Source organism: Psychroserpens sp., from assembly GCF_045105015.1.
Taxonomy (GTDB): domain Bacteria; phylum Bacteroidota; class Bacteroidia; order Flavobacteriales; family Flavobacteriaceae; genus Psychroserpens.
The window spans coordinates 1-18,651 of the sequence record NZ_JBGCCX010000111.1; the positions used below are offsets into that span (position 1 = coordinate 1).

Here is an 18,651-nt window from a genome sequence, read left to right on the forward strand (position 1 = left end):
TTATGTCGCATATCTGGATTGATTAAATAATGCGCTAACATGGTGTCAAAGAGTTTTCCTTTAACGTCAACATTATATTTTGCTAAAACCTTGATGTCATATTTTAAATTCTGACCAATCTTTTCAATCTGTTCGTTTTCAAAAAACGGACGTAAGACTTCAATGAGGTCTTGAGCTTCATTTTTATCTTCTGGAAATGGCACATAAAAGCCTTTACCAGCTTCCCATGAAAATGAAATACCAACGAGTTCTGCCGTGAGTGGATTTAATCCAGTCGTTTCGGTGTCAAAACAGACTGAGGTTTGATTGAGTAAGTTTCTGACAAACAATTTGGTTGCCATTCCAGAAGCAATACTTTGATAAAAATGTGAGGTTGTTTCAGCTGTTTTACGTGTGTATTCCGAAACCGTTTCAGTAGTATCTGAAGGATCTCCACCAAACAAAGAAAATTGTCCTTCACCTGCCGATTTTTGTTCTTTTGGCGTTGGAGTTTCTTTTGCTGAAGACGTCTCGACTGCACTCGAAGTGACAGTAGTTGTTTCTACTTTTGGCGCAGTCGCTTCCGCAGAAAATGTTTTTATAAAATTATCGGTGAGTCGTCTAAACTCTAGTTGAGTAAAGATGTCTTTTACTTTTTCAACATCAGGCTGATCCAGTTCGAAATCTTTTGCATCGAAATCTACAGGTACATCAAGCATTATAGTCGCTAGTTTCTTCGACAGTAAACCTAACTCACCATTGGCTTCCACTTTCTCTTTCATCTTACCTTTTAACTCATGTGTATTGGCAAGTAAACCTTCCATGCTTCCGTAAGCTGCTAAAAATTTCTTAGCAGTTTTTTCTCCAACACCTGGTAATCCAGGAATATTATCAGAAGCATCTCCCATCATTCCTAAAAAGTCAATCACTTGCAAAGGATCTGTCACTTCAAATTTCTTCTGAACTTCTGGAATTCCCCAAGTTTCATAGCCACCTCCAAATACAGGTCTGTACATAAAGATATTTTCGGAAACGAGTTGTGCAAAATCTTTATCAGGAGTAACCATAAAGGTTTTATAACCTTCCTTTTCTGCTTTTTTGGCAAGTGTTCCAATAACGTCATCGGCTTCATAACCTTCTTTCACCATAATGGGAATGTGCATGGCTTTTAAAATTTCGTAGATATAAGGCACAGCTGTTTTAATACCTTCAGGTGTTTCATCACGATTGGCTTTATATTCTTGATACATTTCGACGCGATCTGCACTTCCTCCTTTATCAAAACAAACAGCTAAATGGTCGGGACGTTCACGTTTAATCACATCTAATAATGAGTTCATAAAACCCATTATTGCTGAGGTGTCTTCGCCTTTAGAATTGATTCTAGGATTTTTTATAAAGGCATAATAGCCACGGAAAATTAATGCGTAGGCATCTACTAAAAAAAGACGTTTTTGATCAGACATAGATATGAATTTGTAAGAAACTCAAAGCTACGAAAAGTTATGCTTTTGAAAGCGCTAATATAAAATCAATGTTTTACTTAATTATGATTTTTTTAAAGCTTGAAGTATTGGCATTACTGACGTTTATAAAATACATTCCTGGACTTAATGATTTTGTGTTTATTTGAGTTGAACTATGGAGAATGGCTTGTTTAAAAATAGATCTACCATTCACTGAAAAAATTTCAAGTTTAGATTCAGGATTTATGATGCCATCAACTTTAACTGTAAACGCTCCGTTTGACGGATTGGGATATAGTTTGAATGCTTCTGCATTAAAATCATCTATACCGAGGAAAGCATCGTTTTTTAACTCAATAATTTTATCGTCGTCGGCACTTGGCGAACCTGCAAAATCTCTGTTTGTTGTGCAAATAAAAATACGTCCATCAGGAATAACCAGCACATCTCTAATTCTTCCCAATGTATTAATGAGGTAACTGTTTTCTTCTGTAACTGAATTTCCATCAGGACTCAATTTTAACTGAATTAATTTTCGGTCTTTAAGAACTGCTAGTAATAATGAGTTTTCCCATTCTGGTATGGCTGGATGGTCATAAAAGTCCATGCCACAAGGCGCAATTGCTGGAGTCCAAGTATAAATAGGTTCTCTAACATTCTCACTTGTGCAAAAAGCCATTTCGGAAGCTGAATCACAATACCCTTCAACGTTAGGCCAACCGTAATTTCGATTTTCCTCAATGATATTAATTTCGTCATCAATGGAGGTGCCATGTTCAGAACTATAAAGTTTCCCGTTTCCGAAACATAAGCCTTGCGGATTTCGATGACCAAATGACCAGATGTAACTATTTGGTATTGGATTGTCAGAAGGAATACTTCCGTCGAGATTTAGTCTAAGGAAATTTCCGTTTAAAGTGTTTAAATCTTGCGCAGTAGAAGTGTCTACATAGCCATCGCCAATACAAATAATAAGTTTATCATTTAAAATTAACATACGAGAGCCATTATGAGAGACACTACCAGGAATATTGTCAATGAGTATTAACGGACTTGATAGCGTGTTGCTATTAATTCCATAGGTAAAACGAACCAATTTTGAGGTTGTTGTTGTATTGGTATAATGAACATAGACGTATGGCAAAGATGGAAAATCAGGATGTAAAACGATAGAATGCATTCCTGCGCTAAAGCCAAAAACTTCAACATCTGGTACTGTGTAAATAAGCTCTTGTACATTTGTGTCTGGATGAACACGACTTATTTTCCCTGAAAGCTCAGTAAACCAAATCCAACCATCATTACTAAATACCATATCCCATGGGACATCTAGGTTTGTAGCTACTTCTCGTTCAGAAACCAAAGTGTTGGTGAGCTGAATTTGAGAAAAACTATTGTGACATATGAAGAGAATCCCGAAAAAGTAGATTATTTTTTTCATTTTTGTTTAAAGATAAGAAAAACGATGAAAAAATTTTCAATAGCTATTCATGGAGGTGCAGGAACCTTAGTAAAAGGAATGATGACACCAGAATTGGAAGCTCAATATAAAACAGATTTAAAAGTTGCTCTCGATAAAGGCTATGCCGTTTTAAATGATGGTGGAACTGCTATCGAAGCTGTTGAAGTTGCAGTGCAAGTTTTAGAAGACTCTCCTTTATTTAATGCAGGCAAAGGGTCTGTGTTTACTGCTACAGAATCTCATGAGATGGATGCAAGTATTATGGATGGGAAAACCTTAAACGCTGGAGCTGTGAGTTTAATTTCAGGAATAAAAAATCCAGTGAGTTTAGCACGTGATGTAATGCAAAAAAGTGAGCATGTGTTTTTAGCTGGAGAAGGCGCGATGCAGTTTGCTAAAGAATTGAATTATTCTATAGAAGATGCATCTTATTTTTATGACGAATTTCGTCACAAACAATGGCTAGAGATAAAAGATACAGATAGTTTTCAGTTAGATCACTCCACAAAAAAAGATTCAAAATTTGGAACCGTTGGCGCTGTGGCTTGCGACCAAGAAGGAAATATCGCAGCAGCAACATCAACAGGAGGAATGACAAATAAAAAATGGGGACGCGTGGGTGATTCTCCAATGGTAGGCGCTGGAAATTACGCTAATAATAAAACCTGTGCTATTTCGTGTACTGGTAGTGGTGAGTTTTTTATTCGAGGTGTTGTCGCTTATGATGTGGCATGTTTAATAGAACACAGAGGGATGACTCTAAAAGCGGCTTCAGAAGAAGTTATCAATAAAAGAATCCTTGAGATTGGTGGTGATGGTGGATTAATTGCTGTAGATACTGATGGTAATATTGCTATGCCTTTTAATACGGAAGGCATGTATCGCGCTAGTAAAACATCGGATGGAACAGAAGAGGTTTCGATTTATAAATCATGATAATTAAGCATTTAGGACACACAGATTTCAATATGATTATGGAATGCTTTCTGTCTTCTTTTGAAAACTATTATGTTAAAATGCCAACAGATTACAACTTTTATAAGGAACGTTGGAATGCGGCTAGAGTCGATTTTAATAGTTCATATGGCATGTTTGATGGTAATCAATTAGTTGGTTTTATAATCCATGCAATTGATAAACGTTATGGTCATCATATAGCTTTTAATACTGGTACAGGAGTCATTCCTGAATATCGAGGACAAAAAATTGTTAAGTCTATTTATGAGTATGCGATACCAAATTTAAAGCGCAACGGAATTACAAAATGTGCTCTAGAAGTGATTACTGAAAATGAAAAGGCAATTAGAGCGTATAAAAGTATAGGGTTTAATATCTGTAAGCATTACAAATGTTATAATGGGACAATTTCTGTTGGAGAAAACCACGTTTCATTAAAAGAAGTGAAATTTCAAGACATGAATTGGGATGTCCTACCTAACCAAGAATTTTATTCTTGGGATAATTATAACCAATGTTTGAGTAAAGGCTCGTATCGTTATTTTCAGGTCTTAAAAGAAGCTACAATTTCGTCTTATTTTGTTATTAATTCTGAAACTGGATACATTTCACAATTAGAAGTTTTAAATGATTCTAATGATTCTTGGAATGACTTATTTGCTGCAATTTATTCTATTAATAAAACTATTAAAATTAATAATATTGACGATAGGCTTATCAGTAAAATTAAAGCGGTGGAGTCCGTTGGGTTGATAAATTCTGTAAATCAGTATGAAATGGAATTAAGTCTTTCCTCGTGACCATTTTATTGGTAAAAAATACAAAACAACGCTCCATATAAATATCATATTTAAAACAAAAAGAATGGTTCTATGGTTATAAAGTAATACATACATAGCCATATCAATAAAAGTGATGAGCAGAAAGAAGTTTGGAGTATATAAAAATAGATCTCTCAAAGCATTATGATTATAAAGTGTTTTGTCCTTAGTTTTAAGACTTAACCAGTTTTGGTTTTCAGCAGGTAAAGAAGACCAAGATTGTTTCTGATCTCGATCTAGAAATGTAAAGAACTGTTTTAATTTCTCTAAAGCTTGAGATTTGTAATTCACAATGAGTTGTTCCTTCGGAATATTCAAAAATGCTAATAATATATAGGCTAATGAATCTATAAAGTGACCAAATCTAGATGAGGTTAAAGTGTATAATGACAAATGAAATATGATGATAAACCAAAGTGTTAGGTTTCGAGTTCCTTTAAATAGGATTAAGATTCCAATAGCAAATTCAGTAAACATAGCAATATAAGAGAGTAGTTTTGCTAATAATAAATCTGGTAATAATTTTGAGAAATATAGGTATACAGGATTTTCTCTTGCGATTCCTAACCAAGTATCCATAAAGGCTCCAGACCACCAGTCTGCTTCAAAAAACTTATTTATTGACGCTCCAAAATATACCAAACTCAATTGGAGAATCAGTAAATAAGGTGGTTCTTTATCGTTTGTTAATCCAGCTAAAAACAAAGCACAAGCACAAATAAAGGCATGATTAAAAAACAATGGCTTTGAGGCAAATATACCAACCATAACGACCAATCCTACGACAATACTAGCTGTGCGAACTTTTATGTTAAACAGTAATGCAAATGCACTACATGCATAGATTGTTCTAAAGATATTTCTGAAAAGATTAGGGTAGTTATGAAACCAATCTAGAGCAGGAATAAAAGGAATATGTGGATCATCGATTTTGAAAAACATATGATGCGCAGTCAATAGTATGACTAACAATTTACACATCAAGAGAACGTTGGGATGCATTTTTGTGCCTTCAAACTGAAATGGTCTTAATATGAACTTTGAAATACTATTCATGCTTAAACCTCCATTCTTTTTCTTCATGACCATTTGTAGAATAGATCATTTTCACCTGTGCATTATCATGTCTGCCGTACGTTCGTTCATATTGAGATATTAGCGAGAAAATATTGTGTATTGAACGCTGTTCCCAACCTTTCATTTTATATTTATAACGTGCTTCTGTCTCCTCACTTGAAAGTGTTTTCCCTTCTATACTAACAAAAACTTGAAACTTTGTGTGTTGATCGTAAGGAGCCCAACAAAAAAAGCGCTCTGGAATAAATCGAGCATAAGCAATTGAGCCAACTTGAAGTAGCAAAAAAAGTATTCCTATGAAAACCCTAACTTTCATATGAATCAAATCTAAATGAAAAAGCAATAAGTTTCAAAAAAATTAGATGAAAGGAGCCTCTATAGGAAGAACAGTTACTTTACGATTTTTGATGTCGTATTGATCACCATTTGAAAGCACATGAACCGTCAGATTTGCGATGGTCATAGGTGTGCCTTCATGAAGTACTTTCTCGTTGTTATGTGTGAGTTTACTACCGTCAAAAACAATCACCATTCCAGAACCAATAACTGTACATTCATTTCCATTTTTTATTATCATTCCTGTGTCTTCAGCCAATCCAATGCCTAATAAATTCGGGAATTTTGCTACGGCTTCAGATTGTCTACCAAAACGACCACGTTTAATAAAATGTGTATCCACGATTAAATCAGGAATCAATCCTAAACCTCTATACATGTTAACAGCACCTTTAATAAATGATTCTGTAGCACTTCCTCCTGCAATCATTTCTTTTGCCATTGCCATTGCTCCTGCACTTGTGCCAGCAATTACAAATCCCTCTTCATTAATGTAACGATCTCTAAGAATATCATGGATGGTTGTGCCTCCAATTTTATCAGAAATTTTAGATTGATCACCTCCAGAAAACATAATACAATTTGCGTTTTTAATCAAATCGATTGCATGTTGCGTTTCTGAATCATCCTTAGAGCGAATATCTAATACATGAACATTTTTACATCCTAAGGTGTCAAAAGCGGTCAAGTAATTTTCACCAACTTCTACTGGAATACTCGACGCAGTAGGAATTACAACAATGGTTGCATCTATCCCTCCAGCTTCCTTTACAACGTGGTATAAAATACCTTCATCAATAAAATCTAAAGCGTACATTTCATCAGCCTCAATCCCTTTATCTTCATTTCCTCCAATAGGAATTAGAGTTCCTTTTATCTTCTGCATATTATCTATCTGTAGTTTTAATATTAAACAAAAATAAACTAATTTTTCTATTGAAAAATGTTATATTTATAATCTTTCACATTAACTAACTGAAAAATAAATTCACATGGATATTCGCAGTATAAATGCTATGAGAGGACCAAATTATTGGTCTGTAAGACGTCATAAATTAATCGTTATGGTTTTAGATCTTGAAGACATGGAAGAGAAGCCTTCCGATAAAGTTGATGGATTCTATGAGCGATTAACAACAATGTTTCCTGGTATGTACGAACATCGTTGTTCGGTAGGTGAAGCTGGTGGTTTTTTTCAGCGTGTTAAAGATGGTACGTGGATGGGACATATTATTGAGCATATCGCTCTAGAAATTCAAACACTTGCAGGTATGGATGTAGGCTTCGGAAGAACCAGAGGATACGGAGAAGAAGGTGTTTATAATGTCGTATTTGCTTATATGGAAGAATCAGTAGGTCGTTATGCAGCTAAAGCTTCCGTAAGAATATGTGAAGCATTGATTAGTGGAGATGCATATGATTTATCTGAAGACATTCAAGAAATGCGTGAACTTCGTGAATCAGACCGTTTAGGTCCAAGTACAGGTTCAATTGTTGAAGAAGCTGAAGCTAGAGGAATTCCTTGGATTCGATTGAATAAATATTCACTTTGTCAATTAGGGTATGGTGCAAATCAAAAGCGAATTCAAGCAACTGTTACCAGTGAAACTAGTAGTATTGGAGTGGAATTAGCATGTGATAAGGAAGATACAAAGTACTTATTGGAACAGGCTGAAGTTGAGGTTCCTAGAGGTGACATTATTCGTCGTGAACGAAGCTTAGAAGAAGCTTGTCGCTATGTTGGTTACCCTTTGGTTATTAAGCCAATTGATGGAAATCATGGTCGTGGAATTACAGTCGATATCCAAAATTATGAAGATGCACTGCAAGCATTTCATCACGCTAAAGAAAGTTCACGAAGCGGAGCAATTATCGTTGAGAAATTCATTGTTGGTGATGATTATAGATTATTAGTGATTAATAATAAATTGGTTGCTGGAGCTATAAGAACACCTGCTCATGTTGTTGGAGATGGAACATCTACAATACAAGAACTGATAGATAAAGTAAATAGTGATCCAAGACGAGGTTATGGCCATGAAAATGTATTGACCAAAATCACAACTAATGAGTTGACACAAACCATTATAAAAGATGCTGGGTATACTTTAGAGTCAGTGATTGCAGAAGGAGAACAACTTATTTTGAAAGATACAGCTAATCTAAGTACAGGAGGAACTGCTGAAGATATTACAGATATCATTCATCCTGCTAATATTGCAATGGCAGAGCGTATTTCGAAAATTATTGATTTAGATATCTGCGGAATTGATATCATGACCACAGATATTTCTAAGCCATTAAGTGAAACTGGTGGAGCAGTACTTGAAGTTAATGCTGGTCCAGGATTTAGAATGCACTTGGCGCCAACAACAGGATTGCCAAGAAATGTAGCAGCTCCTGTTATAGATAAATTATTTCCAACCAAAGGTGAAACAGGTCGTATTCCAATTATTGCGATTACTGGTACCAATGGAAAAACAACAACTTCTCGTTTAATTGCACATATAGCTAAAATGAAAGGGTATCGCGTAGGTTATACCACAAGTGATGGTGTTTATATTCAAAATAGATTGTTAATGACTGGTGATTGTACAGGGCCTTCTAGTGCAGAGTTTGTACTTAAAGATCCTACCGTGAATTTTGCGGTTTTAGAATGTGCTAGAGGAGGTTTATTAAGAGCTGGTCTCGGATTTAAAAAGTGTGATGTTGGAATTGTTACTAACGTAGCAGCAGATCATTTAGGGTTAAAAGGAATTCATACCGTAGAGCAATTGGCAAAGGTTAAAGGTGTAATTCCTGAAACTGTATTGCCTGATGGTTATGCTATTTTAAATGCAGATGATGATTTAGTATACGATATGAGACGAACAGTAGACTGTAATGTTGCTCTGTTTTCTATGGATGAGAACAATCCACGTATAAAAGCGCTTCAACGTCTAAATGGTATTACTGCGGTTTATGAAAACGGTTGGGTTACCATTTGTAGAGGAGAATGGAAAATGCGAATTATGAGAGCTGAGAGCATTCCATTAACATATGGTGGAAAAGCAAAATTTATGATTCAAAATGTGTTGGCTGGAATTTTAGCAGCTCATGTACAAGGTATTAGTATTGAAGATATGAAAGCAGGTTTAGAGACCTTTATTCCTTCAGCATCTCAAACACCTGGACGTTTAAATTTATTCAAGTTTGAAAACTTCTCTATTTTATTAGACTATGCACACAATGCAGCTGGTATGAGAGCACTTCAAAAGTTTACAGATGAACTAGATGCCACTGTAAAAGTTGGAATTATAGCAGGTATTGGAGACAGAAGAGTTGAAGATAATAATGAAATGGGAGCTATTGCAGCTGAAATGTTTGATGAGATTATTATTCGTCAGGATAAACGTCTACGTGGTAAAACAGAAGAGGAATTGATTAAGATGTTAGATGATGGTATTAAATCGAAAGATCCAAATAAGAAGACAACAATTATTCCTTCAGAAAAGGAAGCCATTACTTATGCTGTTAAGAATGCAGTTAAGGGTTCTCTGATTATACTGTGTAGTGATGTTATTCCTGATGCCCTAGATTTAGTAAAGAAATTTAAAGAACAAGAAGCTAATGGAGAATTAAACTTAGCTTAAAAAATAAGTACTCATAAAAAAACCCGAAACTAATGTTTCGGGTTTTTTTATATTGTTTTATGTAATCTTAACAAACTCTTACTTCCTTTACTTTAATATGTAAACTTTTTCTGTAAGCTTTAATGCTAATAATTTCGTTACTCTTTTTACGGTTGATTTTAATTACTTGTGCCTTAATAGCTGAGGCAGCAGTAGTCTTAATATTTTGAGTTTCATTGTTTTTTTCGATTACAGTTTCAACAGTATCATTGTTTTTGATTTCTGTGTTAGCTTCTTGTCCAAAAGAAAGGATTGGTAATAAAACTATCGCTAATATTGTTAAAACTTTTTTCATAATCGCTTGGGGCTTGTTATTAAACTCAGTTCAAAGTAACGGCAGAATTAAGGCTGAGGGTCAATATTTTAGATAAACTGATTTTTTTTTAGTCAAAATAAACTCGTTAGCAAAAAACATCGTTGAAATGCATAAATTCGGCTTGTAGCCCAATAAATACGTAGCAGATAAAGTGATATATTTTATAGATAAGTGGTTTTTTGACGTGTATTTCATCGATAAAATTGACGTGGTTTTTTTAAACCCCTTTGTTTATAGGTGTTACAAGTGGTTATTGTGTTGATATTACCGTTTATCGATGGTTTTTAATTGTCATCGAATGAATTGAAGGGAATGAATTTTGTATCTTTCTGTTTTAACCAAAACAAAGCATGAACTACTCCAATAATACCTACGCAGCGCTTTTTAATAGTCAAAAAGACAATCAATTTCAAGTTGGTAACTCTAAGTATAAAGTGCGTATACAAAAACTAAAAGCATTAAAATTGGCTCTTGAAAAGACGTATCGATATGATATTATTGAAGCACTTCATAAAGATTTTAAAAAGCCTAAGGTTGAGACAGACTTAACAGAGATTTATTTAGTAGTAAAAGAAATTAAACACACAATTTCTAATTTAAAGTCTTGGTTAAAGCATCAGCGTGTTGAAACACCGATAGCATTATTTGGGACATCTTCTTATATAAAATATGAGCCTAAAGGTGTTTGTTTGATTATTTCTCCTTGGAATTACCCTGTGAATTTGACATTCGGACCACTAGTATCTGCAATTGCTGCTGGGAACACAGTGATTTTAAAACCTTCGGAAATGACACCAAATACATCTGCTGTCATGGCAAAGATTGTTAATAATGTGTTTGATAGAAATGAGGTTGCTCTAGTTGAAGGTGAAGTAGAAGTGTCTCAAGAACTATTAAAATTACCTTTTAATCATATTTTCTTTACGGGTTCACCCACAGTTGGAAAAATTGTGATGTCAGCTGCTGCTAAGCATCTATCGTCTGTGACTTTAGAGTTAGGAGGGAAATCACCAACAATAATACATGAGTCTGCAACAATTAATGCAGCAATTAAAAATATAGTTTGGGGTAAATTCCTAAACAATGGCCAAACATGCATTGCACCAGATTATGTCCTGATTCATGAGTCGATAAAGAATGAATTTATAAACGCCTTTACATTAAAAGTTTCTGAATATTATTCCGAAAATCCAAAAGCTTCAGAATCGTACAGTCGTGTTGTGAATAAAAAGCATTTTGAAAGATTAGTGTCTTACATAGAAGATGCCAAGTCCAAAAATGCAACCATTGAATTAGGAGGAGACTATGACGTAACATCTAATTATATCGCACCAACATTAATTTCAGATATACCTGACGATGCTTTACTGTTTGAAGAAGAAATTTTCGGACCAATACTTCCGATAAAAACCTATACATCTGTAGACGCGGTTGTGAATTATATTAATTCCAAAGAAAAACCTTTAGCGTTATATGTATATGCTAAAAGAGAAAATTTCATTAAATACCTAATTAATAATACTCGGGCTGGAAGTACGTGTGTGAACTCAAATGCCTTACAATACTCTAATCATCATCTTCCTTTTGGAGGCTCAAATAATAGTGGTATTGGTAAAGCGCATGGTTTTTTTGGATTTCAAGAATTTTCTAATGCAAGATCTGTTTTAAAAAGACACTTGCCAGGACCTTTTTATTTACTATTTCCACCTTACACAAAATACAAAGAGAAAATAGCCAAGGCAACCATTAAGTGGTTTTAAATAAAAAAAGCCGCTCCCTACAAACGACTTTTCTCTCAAAACATAATTAATAGCATTTTTCAATTAATTAATGTTCTTTAACATGTATTATATTTAATATTTTATACAATAAATTACCGTGATATTTATAGGTCTGTTTTCTGTTGATCCTGTTGTAGAAGAATCAAATTCAGGGATGTCTGTTGTGTGACCATGATCACCTGGGTTATTAGTGTTTAAAGAAGGTACATCCAAAGTGTGATTATGATTACCAGTGTTGTTAGTATACAAAGCTGGTATAGTCACTGAGTGACTATGATTGCCATCTGAGGAGGTGGTATAATAGTCTGGACCACTGTTTCCTGTGTCGTCTACAACAAAATCTGGTGAAGAAAAAGAACCGCTAGTTGAAATAAGAGATTCGTCGCCTCTAATACGATGGTTGTGATCTCCAGAACTGTTTGTATAAGCTGTACGTGAAGCTGTTGAATGACTGTGATTACCATTAGGATTTGTGTTTAGATATGTTGGGTTAGTAGTGTGAGAGTGATTGCCAGCAAAGCTTGATCCTGTAATTGGCGCATCTATTTGATGCAAATGGCTTTCCATTTCATGATTTTGAGTAGTCCCTACATAATCACCCACAGTTCCATCACCTCTATCTTGCCTTGTGTTCGCGTCTGGGTCAATACCTGAACCTGAGTCTAAACCTCTTAAAAATTGCCCTCTATAATCTGGTAAGTTAAAAGTTGTACTGCCATTACCTGCTCCATAAGTTGTACCTAAAACTGCAAATAAATCAGCATAAGTTGTTCTGCTTACAGCACTACCATCACATACTAAATAGCCTGTTGGTGTTGTAGCCATTGGAAATGTAAATATAGAGCCTTTAGGAATAGCGTCTCTAGTTTGTTTTAAAACTCTATCCCAAGCAGCAGCAGTTGAATCGTAATAATAAAACCCTTTTATATCATCAATTTGATAAATCATTAAACCATCTGCGATTGGCGTTGCAATAGATAAGCGTTCTATAGCTGTCATTCTAGGGATTAAAATACCTTTGTCTGTAGAAGTTATATCTAAAATTGATGAGTTATCAGGATTAGTTGTGCCAATACCAACCTGAGCTATAACGGAAAAATGTATAATGATGATTGTTAATAAACTTAAGAGTAGTTTTTTAGAATTCATAATAAAATGTTTTGAGTTTTAACATTTTTTAAATCATTGTTGTGACTATTGTAGAGAATGATTTAAGTGATTAATAGCAAAGTAAAGCTAGCTCAAAACCAGTATATTATGGGTTATATTTTAGTGAAGACGTGTTTTTATTTAGTAAATACAGATAATCTTATTTATCTACCTTTTAATTTACTCATCACGATGCTTTTTTGTGAGGCACTTATAGGAATAGATTCAGTTTTTAAAAGCAATTTATTACTGCCAATTGAATCAATATGATTGATATTAACCATATAAGACCGATGACACTTTATGAATAAATTTTGATTCAATTTTTCACTTGTATGTTTTAAAGTATGAGGTACTAAATACGTTTTTGTTGTTGTTTGAATATAGCAATAGTTGTCAAATGCTTTTAGATAAAGTACTTGATTCTGGTTAACTCTATGTAATCGTCCTTCTGATTTAAATTCTAAAATATCTGAATGTTGAGTTTGATAGTTATGCCAAGCTAATTCAATATTAGTTTGTAGACCAGTTTCAGTAAAAGGTTTTACTATATACCCTAGAGGGTTTGTTTGTTTTACACGTTTGATTGTGTCAGGATCTGTTTGTGACGATAAGAACAAGTAAGGTTGTTTCATTTCATCAAGTAATATGGCAAGATCCACGCCATCTTTTGTGCCAGATAATTGAATGTCTACTAAAACTAAATCAGGATGTAATAATTCGATGTCCTTCAATGCTGTTAATGCATCGTCAGAATCTCCAAGAACTGAGAAACCATGTTTTTTTAATGATGTTTCAATAGTAGATACGATGATTGGTTCATCTTCAACAATATATATCTTAAGCGATTTCAATATGAAGAAATTTGTAAGAAAATTACTTTAAAGTTAAAGAATTCTTTTAAAGAATTTAGTAAGCCGCCCCGTTTTTTTAGTGAATGAAATTTCAAGATAGCAATTTGAATTTTTTAATAGTTAAAATTGCTGAGGTTCCTTTATTAATTTCCGAATGGTATTCTAGGTTTGCTTTTAAAGTTTTCGATAAGGCTTTCATTAATGAAATACCGAAAGATGTTTGCTTAATTTCTCCATCAAATCCTTTTCCATTATCTGACACTTTTAAAACCATATCATTATTAATATTTGTAAAATCTATTTCAATTTTTGGGTTTTTCATTGAATCTACAAAAGCATGTTTCATAGTATTAATTATAAGTTCATTTAAAATTAAGCCTAATGGTGTAATGGTTTCAATATCTAAAACATGAGGTTCTATATTCAAATTGAATGCAATTAAATTGGAATGAAATTGATGACTTTCAGATATGTCTTTTATAAGGTCACTAATGTATTCCTTAGTGTTAATACCTACCAATTCATCTTTATTATATAGTTTTTGATGAACAAGAACCATAGATCTAACGCGATTTTCAGCTTCTTTGATGGCAGTTTTAGCTTTAATATCTTCAACATTTTCTGATTGTAAATACAGCAATGAGGATACAATTTGGAAACTATTTTTTACACGATGGTGTGTTTCTTTTAAAAGCACATTTTTTTCATCTATCGTTGTTTCTAATAAAGCTTTTTGTTTTGCTAATTGGATGTTTGTTTTTTTGTTTCTATAGAAGAAAAAGCCAAGTACAAGAGCTAAAATTAATCCAAGTATTGCTAAATAAGAGTAAAGGGTACTTTCTTTTTCTTTAGCTTCAAATTTTAGAGTGTTGAGTTCTTGAGTTTTATTAAACTCGTATTGCATTTCTTGCTGAGTCTGCTTCTTGATATTATTTTCATTGAAAATAGAATCGTTTGTTTTGGTTAACAACTCATAATTCTCAAGAGCTTTGTCAAATTCACCTAGTGACTTATAGGCCTTAGATAAACATTTACAAGCTTCAGAAGTTAACTCTAGGTTACCAGAACTTATTGCTAAGTTTTTTGCATTGCTGCAATCTTCAATGGCTAAATTATAGTTGTTGGTCTCATAGTATAGATTTCCACGAAAATTTTTTGAAATGGTCAAGTTTTCAATTATTCCAGCCTTTTCATAGTAGTCGTGTGCTGCATTTAGATTAATTAAAGCTTCTTTGAAATTTCTCAATTTAGATTGTGTGTTGCCTATGTTTAGTAGAGAACTCATAATAAAACGCATAGGAGCCTTACCTTTTTCTTTCAATATTTTTCCTTCTTCATAAAGTTTAAGAGCCTTACTATATTGACCTTGATTGAGTAATAATTCTCCTCTATTTGAAATAATAATTCCTGCATTTACGTAAGATTTTAGAGCTAACGAGGCTAGGTATGCTTTTGCGTAATAATCTGAAGCCTTGTCAAATTCTTCCATTTGGTTGTAGTAGTTTGCCAATGAATTATTTAGAACAGAACTTTCTCCTTTAAATTTACGACGTTGTTTTTCATCTAGTGTAAGAGTGTCAATTTTATCTAAAGCACGTTTAGAATTTAACATCGTTGCAAGCGCTAAAGGAATATTCCCTTTTTTTCTGTAAATACCACTTTTGGTCATTAAATTTGAAGCTCTTAAGAACGGCATGGTTTCGTCCTTAACATAAGAAATCGACTTATTTAAGTAGACTTCAGCAGAATCTAACTCGTTATTATAAAAGAAATAATTACCTAAAGAATAATATGAGTTAGCATAAAGTTTTTCTCCCTCATAGGTTTTTGAAATTTTAATCGCTTTGTCGATTAGCACTCGTGAATCTTTAGAATAACGAAATTGTCCAGCATTACTGGTTAAGACTCTGATTTTTTCAAAATTATCGTTGTAAGTGTCTACAATGTTAATTAAAGAATCAATGATTATTTGTTTGTCAGTCTTGTTTTGAGTGTGAATTACAGCTGAAAAACAAAACAATAAAATAAAAAAGTAATATTTCAATACTAGTGATTTAAAGTATTTAATTATGATCAATTTACGAATATTCTTACTGATTAAAATAGTCTGATTGTATCTGTTCGTTAACACCATCTTGAAATTTAGTCATACTAAACCATTGGTGAATTGAATAACTCCCAGTTTCTCCTTGTTTATTGACAGCAATGTAACCAACTTGAAAATTCTTATAATCACTATTAGGCTTATTTACTATTCTACTAATAGCATCTTCACAGGCTTGCTGAGGTGTTTTACCTTGTCGCATGAGTTCTACAACAAGAAAACTACCAACGGTCTTTACAACTTCTTCTCCTAGGCCTGTAGCTACAGCTGCACCAATTTCATTATCAACAAAAAGTCCTGAACCAATTATAGGTGAGTCGCCAACACGTCCACCCATTTTATAGGCCAATCCACTCGTGGTACACGCTCCAGAAATATCTCCATTTTTATCTATGGCGAGCATGCCAATAGTATCATGGTTTTCGATATTAATAATAGGTTTGTATTTTGCTTCCAGTTTCCATTTTTCCCAAGCTTCTTTTGAGGCATCTGTGAGTAAATCTTCAGCTTTAAAACCTTTAGAAATAGCAAACTGTTTAGCACCTTCACCTGCAAGCATGACATGAGGTGTATCTTCCATTACTTTTCTGGCTACTGAAACTGCATGTGTAATATTTTGTAGATAAACTACAGAACCACAATTACCATGTTTATCCATAATACAAGCGTCAAGAGTTACATTACCATCGCGATCTGGTAAGCCACCTTTACCAACGGATTGTCCTTTTTCGTTGGCTTCTTCAATCATACAGCCTTGTTCAACAGCATCTAGAGCATTTCCACCTGCTTGTAAAACCTCCATCGCTTTTTTTGTTGCATCTATAACGTGCCATGTTGCAATAACTAAAGGTAAGGTTGATTTAGTTCCTATTGCAATTGCTTCTTTTTTATCTGAAGATGCTTCAGCACAACCAATAATTGTGCTTCCAACAGTCAGCCCGACACCTGTGATCGATGCGTTTTTTAAAAATTGTCTTCGTTTCATAAGCTTGTTTTTTACTATTAATATGTTACATTCTGTTTGTCTAAAACGTTTTTAGTTCTAAACGCATAAAACAATAAATAACCAAAGCAAGCTACTGCAATCCAATAGGAAGATTGAATATTAAATACATCGGCTAGTTTTCCTTGAACAGGAGGAATGATTGCACCTCCTAAAATCATCATAATTAGAAAAGCCGAACCTTGAGATGTATATTTTCCGAGACCAGCTATGCTTAAAGTAAAAATACATGGCCACATAATAGAGCAAAATAATCCACCAGATAAAAAAGCAAATAAAGCTACATTTCCTGAAGAGAATAAACCAATTAACATACCCAACATTCCTAAAAGGCTAAATATTTTTAGAGTTTTTACTGGGTTGTCTTTAGCGAGAAAGAATCCGAAAACTTGGACTGCAATACATACAGCAAAAAATAATATTTCATTTGTTGTAAACGTACTATTATATGAATTAACAAGAAGAATTACACCAAATGCAATGTATGGGACAATAATGAGCAAAGCTTTCTTTAATCCTTTACTAGGATTGAATACAGTTACGGCACCAACCCAACGACCTATCATTAATCCGCCCCAATACAGTGAGATGTATTTGCCGATTTCTGAATCATTTAAAATCGGTAGTCCTAAGGCATTGGAGTTTGAATCTCCAATCCCTTGTTTTAATAATTCTCCAAGATTACTTCCAATAGTTACTTCAACACCAACATAAGTAAATATTGCTAGCATTCCCAAAACTAATTGAGGGTATTTCATAGCTCCCCAACCTTCAGCTTTTTTAGATGCCATTGAATTTGCAACAAATACAGATGCGATAACAGCAAACAGTGCAATAAATAGTATGATTAAGCGTGTTTTCTCAATATCTTCCGTGGTAATTGCATCGCCAGAATAGGTGTTGAAAATATAGCCAAAGCAACCAATAACGACCAAGGTTAAAATAATTAATAAGTTACGAGCTTTGTTTGCTGGTTCAAAAGCGGTATCCGATTTTAATGCAGGTAATTTTTTTGAAAAATAGAATAATGCTGCAGCAACTAAAAATAGTGCGCCAACACCAAGATATAAGGTTTGTACAGTGACTAAAGTAATTTCATTATTTGTAATCATTTGAGCTAATTCATCTGTGCTCCAAGTTGCAGATCCGAATATGACGAAGCTCACGACCACAGGGCCAATTGTGGTTCCGAATGAATTAATGCCACCAGCTAAATTTAGACGATGAGATCCTGTTTTAGGATCACCTAGTGCAATTGCAAAAGGGTTTGCAGCTGTTTGCTGTAACGAAAAACCTAAGCCAACAATAAACAATGCAATAAGAACAAAATAGAAAGCGCTAGTTTGACCTTGTTCTGCGCCAGCTGTTGCAGGATACATAATAAATGCGCCAACAGCAGATAGTAATAAGCCATACACAATGCCTGCTTTGTAACCCCAATTATTTAAGATGTCTTTTTTAATAGCACTTGACATTATAAATAGTAAAAGGGCTCCTATATAATAAGCGCCATAAAACGCAAAATCTACTAATTGAGATTGAAACTGATCAATGTTGAAATAGGTTTTACAAAACGGAATAAATACACCATTTGATGCGGCTATAAATCCCCAGAAAAAAAACACAGTAACTAAAGTGGTTAATGCTGATTTGTTGTTTTGATTTGTCATGAGTT

15 protein-coding genes are annotated in these 18,651 nt (G+C 33.8%); 4 read left to right on the forward strand and 11 right to left on the reverse strand.

The window, feature by feature from the left end; genetic code table 11:
• Both AB8B90_RS08005 and AB8B90_RS08010 read right to left on the reverse strand, forming a co-directional pair.
• A partial coding sequence (locus tag AB8B90_RS08005; RefSeq protein WP_405335469.1) for a 5'-3' exonuclease H3TH domain-containing protein occupies positions 1-1,445 on the reverse strand: 1,445 nt, incomplete at its 3' end.
• A 73-nt stretch (positions 1,446-1,518) separates the two neighbouring features.
• Positions 1,519-2,886 (reverse strand): PQQ-dependent sugar dehydrogenase, encoded by a 1,368-nt coding sequence (locus AB8B90_RS08010; RefSeq protein ID WP_405335471.1) that lies wholly within the window; start codon positions 2,884-2,886, stop codon positions 1,519-1,521.
• A gap of 24 nt (positions 2,887-2,910) precedes the next feature.
• Here AB8B90_RS08010 and AB8B90_RS08015 point away from each other — a divergent pair, with 24 nt between their 5' ends.
• Both AB8B90_RS08015 and AB8B90_RS08020 read left to right on the forward strand, forming a co-directional pair.
• Positions 2,911-3,843, forward strand: a complete 933-nt coding sequence (locus AB8B90_RS08015; protein ID WP_405335473.1) for an isoaspartyl peptidase/L-asparaginase family protein — start codon at positions 2,911-2,913, stop codon at positions 3,841-3,843.
• The gene (locus tag AB8B90_RS08020) at positions 3,840-4,664 is read left to right on the forward strand and encodes a GNAT family N-acetyltransferase (RefSeq protein WP_405335475.1); all 825 of its coding nucleotides are present in this window, start codon (positions 3,840-3,842) and stop codon (positions 4,662-4,664) included. Before AB8B90_RS08015 ends, AB8B90_RS08020 begins: the two co-directional genes overlap by 4 nt.
• On the opposite strand, the gene AB8B90_RS08025 is transcribed toward AB8B90_RS08020, so the two are convergent.
• Genes AB8B90_RS08025 through AB8B90_RS08035 form a run of 3 tightly spaced genes read right to left on the reverse strand, consistent with a single transcriptional unit; the run spans position 4,647 to position 6,984 of the window.
• Positions 4,647-5,768, reverse strand: coding sequence for a hypothetical protein (locus AB8B90_RS08025; protein ID WP_405335476.1), 1,122 nt, complete (start codon positions 5,766-5,768; stop codon positions 4,647-4,649). The genes AB8B90_RS08020 and AB8B90_RS08025 overlap by 18 nt on opposite strands.
• Entirely contained in the window at positions 5,734-6,078 is a 345-nt protein-coding gene (locus AB8B90_RS08030; protein ID WP_405335477.1) for a hypothetical protein, read from the reverse strand. Before AB8B90_RS08030 ends, AB8B90_RS08025 begins: the two co-directional genes overlap by 35 nt.
• A 42-nt stretch (positions 6,079-6,120) precedes the next feature.
• Positions 6,121-6,984 carry a cyanophycinase gene (locus AB8B90_RS08035; RefSeq protein ID WP_405335478.1) on the reverse strand — a complete coding sequence of 288 codons (864 nt, stop codon included), beginning with the start codon at positions 6,982-6,984 and terminating at the stop codon, positions 6,121-6,123.
• Positions 6,985-7,090: 106 nt separating this feature from the next.
• Between AB8B90_RS08035 and cphA the strand changes: the two genes are divergently transcribed.
• Positions 7,091-9,730 carry a cyanophycin synthetase gene (cphA, locus tag AB8B90_RS08040; RefSeq protein WP_405335480.1) on the forward strand — a complete coding sequence of 880 codons (2,640 nt, stop codon included), beginning with the start codon at positions 7,091-7,093 and terminating at the stop codon, positions 9,728-9,730.
• Positions 9,731-9,797: 67 nt separating this feature from the next.
• On the opposite strand, the gene AB8B90_RS08045 is transcribed toward cphA, so the two are convergent.
• Positions 9,798-10,064 carry a hypothetical protein gene (locus AB8B90_RS08045; RefSeq protein ID WP_405335482.1) on the reverse strand — a complete coding sequence of 89 codons (267 nt, stop codon included), beginning with the start codon at positions 10,062-10,064 and terminating at the stop codon, positions 9,798-9,800.
• 371 nt (positions 10,065-10,435) lie between these two features.
• Here AB8B90_RS08045 and AB8B90_RS08050 point away from each other — a divergent pair, with 371 nt between their 5' ends.
• Positions 10,436-11,845 (forward strand): aldehyde dehydrogenase family protein, encoded by a 1,410-nt coding sequence (locus tag AB8B90_RS08050; protein WP_405335484.1) that lies wholly within the window; start codon positions 10,436-10,438, stop codon positions 11,843-11,845.
• A 93-nt stretch (positions 11,846-11,938) separates the two neighbouring features.
• On the opposite strand, the gene AB8B90_RS08055 is transcribed toward AB8B90_RS08050, so the two are convergent.
• The 5 genes from AB8B90_RS08055 to AB8B90_RS08075 all read right to left on the reverse strand — a co-directional run bounded on the left by AB8B90_RS08055 (position 11,939) and on the right by AB8B90_RS08075 (position 18,646).
• Positions 11,939-13,015, reverse strand: a complete 1,077-nt coding sequence (locus tag AB8B90_RS08055; protein ID WP_405335486.1) for a phage tail protein — start codon at positions 13,013-13,015, stop codon at positions 11,939-11,941.
• A 164-nt stretch (positions 13,016-13,179) separates the two neighbouring features.
• Positions 13,180-13,869, reverse strand: coding sequence for a LytR/AlgR family response regulator transcription factor (locus AB8B90_RS08060; RefSeq protein ID WP_405335488.1), 690 nt, complete (start codon positions 13,867-13,869; stop codon positions 13,180-13,182).
• Between the two features lie 91 nt (positions 13,870-13,960).
• Positions 13,961-15,913: a histidine kinase dimerization/phosphoacceptor domain -containing protein gene (locus AB8B90_RS08065; protein ID WP_405335490.1), complete on the reverse strand. Its 1,953-nt coding sequence runs from the start codon at positions 15,911-15,913 to the stop codon at positions 13,961-13,963.
• A gap of 46 nt (positions 15,914-15,959) precedes the next feature.
• Positions 15,960-16,958, reverse strand: a complete 999-nt coding sequence (locus AB8B90_RS08070; RefSeq protein ID WP_405335492.1) for a N(4)-(beta-N-acetylglucosaminyl)-L-asparaginase — start codon at positions 16,956-16,958, stop codon at positions 15,960-15,962.
• Between the two features lie 17 nt (positions 16,959-16,975).
• A complete protein-coding gene (locus AB8B90_RS08075) occupies positions 16,976-18,646 on the reverse strand; it encodes an MFS transporter (protein WP_405335494.1) in 1,671 nt (556 codons plus the stop codon).
• Between the last annotated feature and the right edge of the window lie 5 nt (positions 18,647-18,651).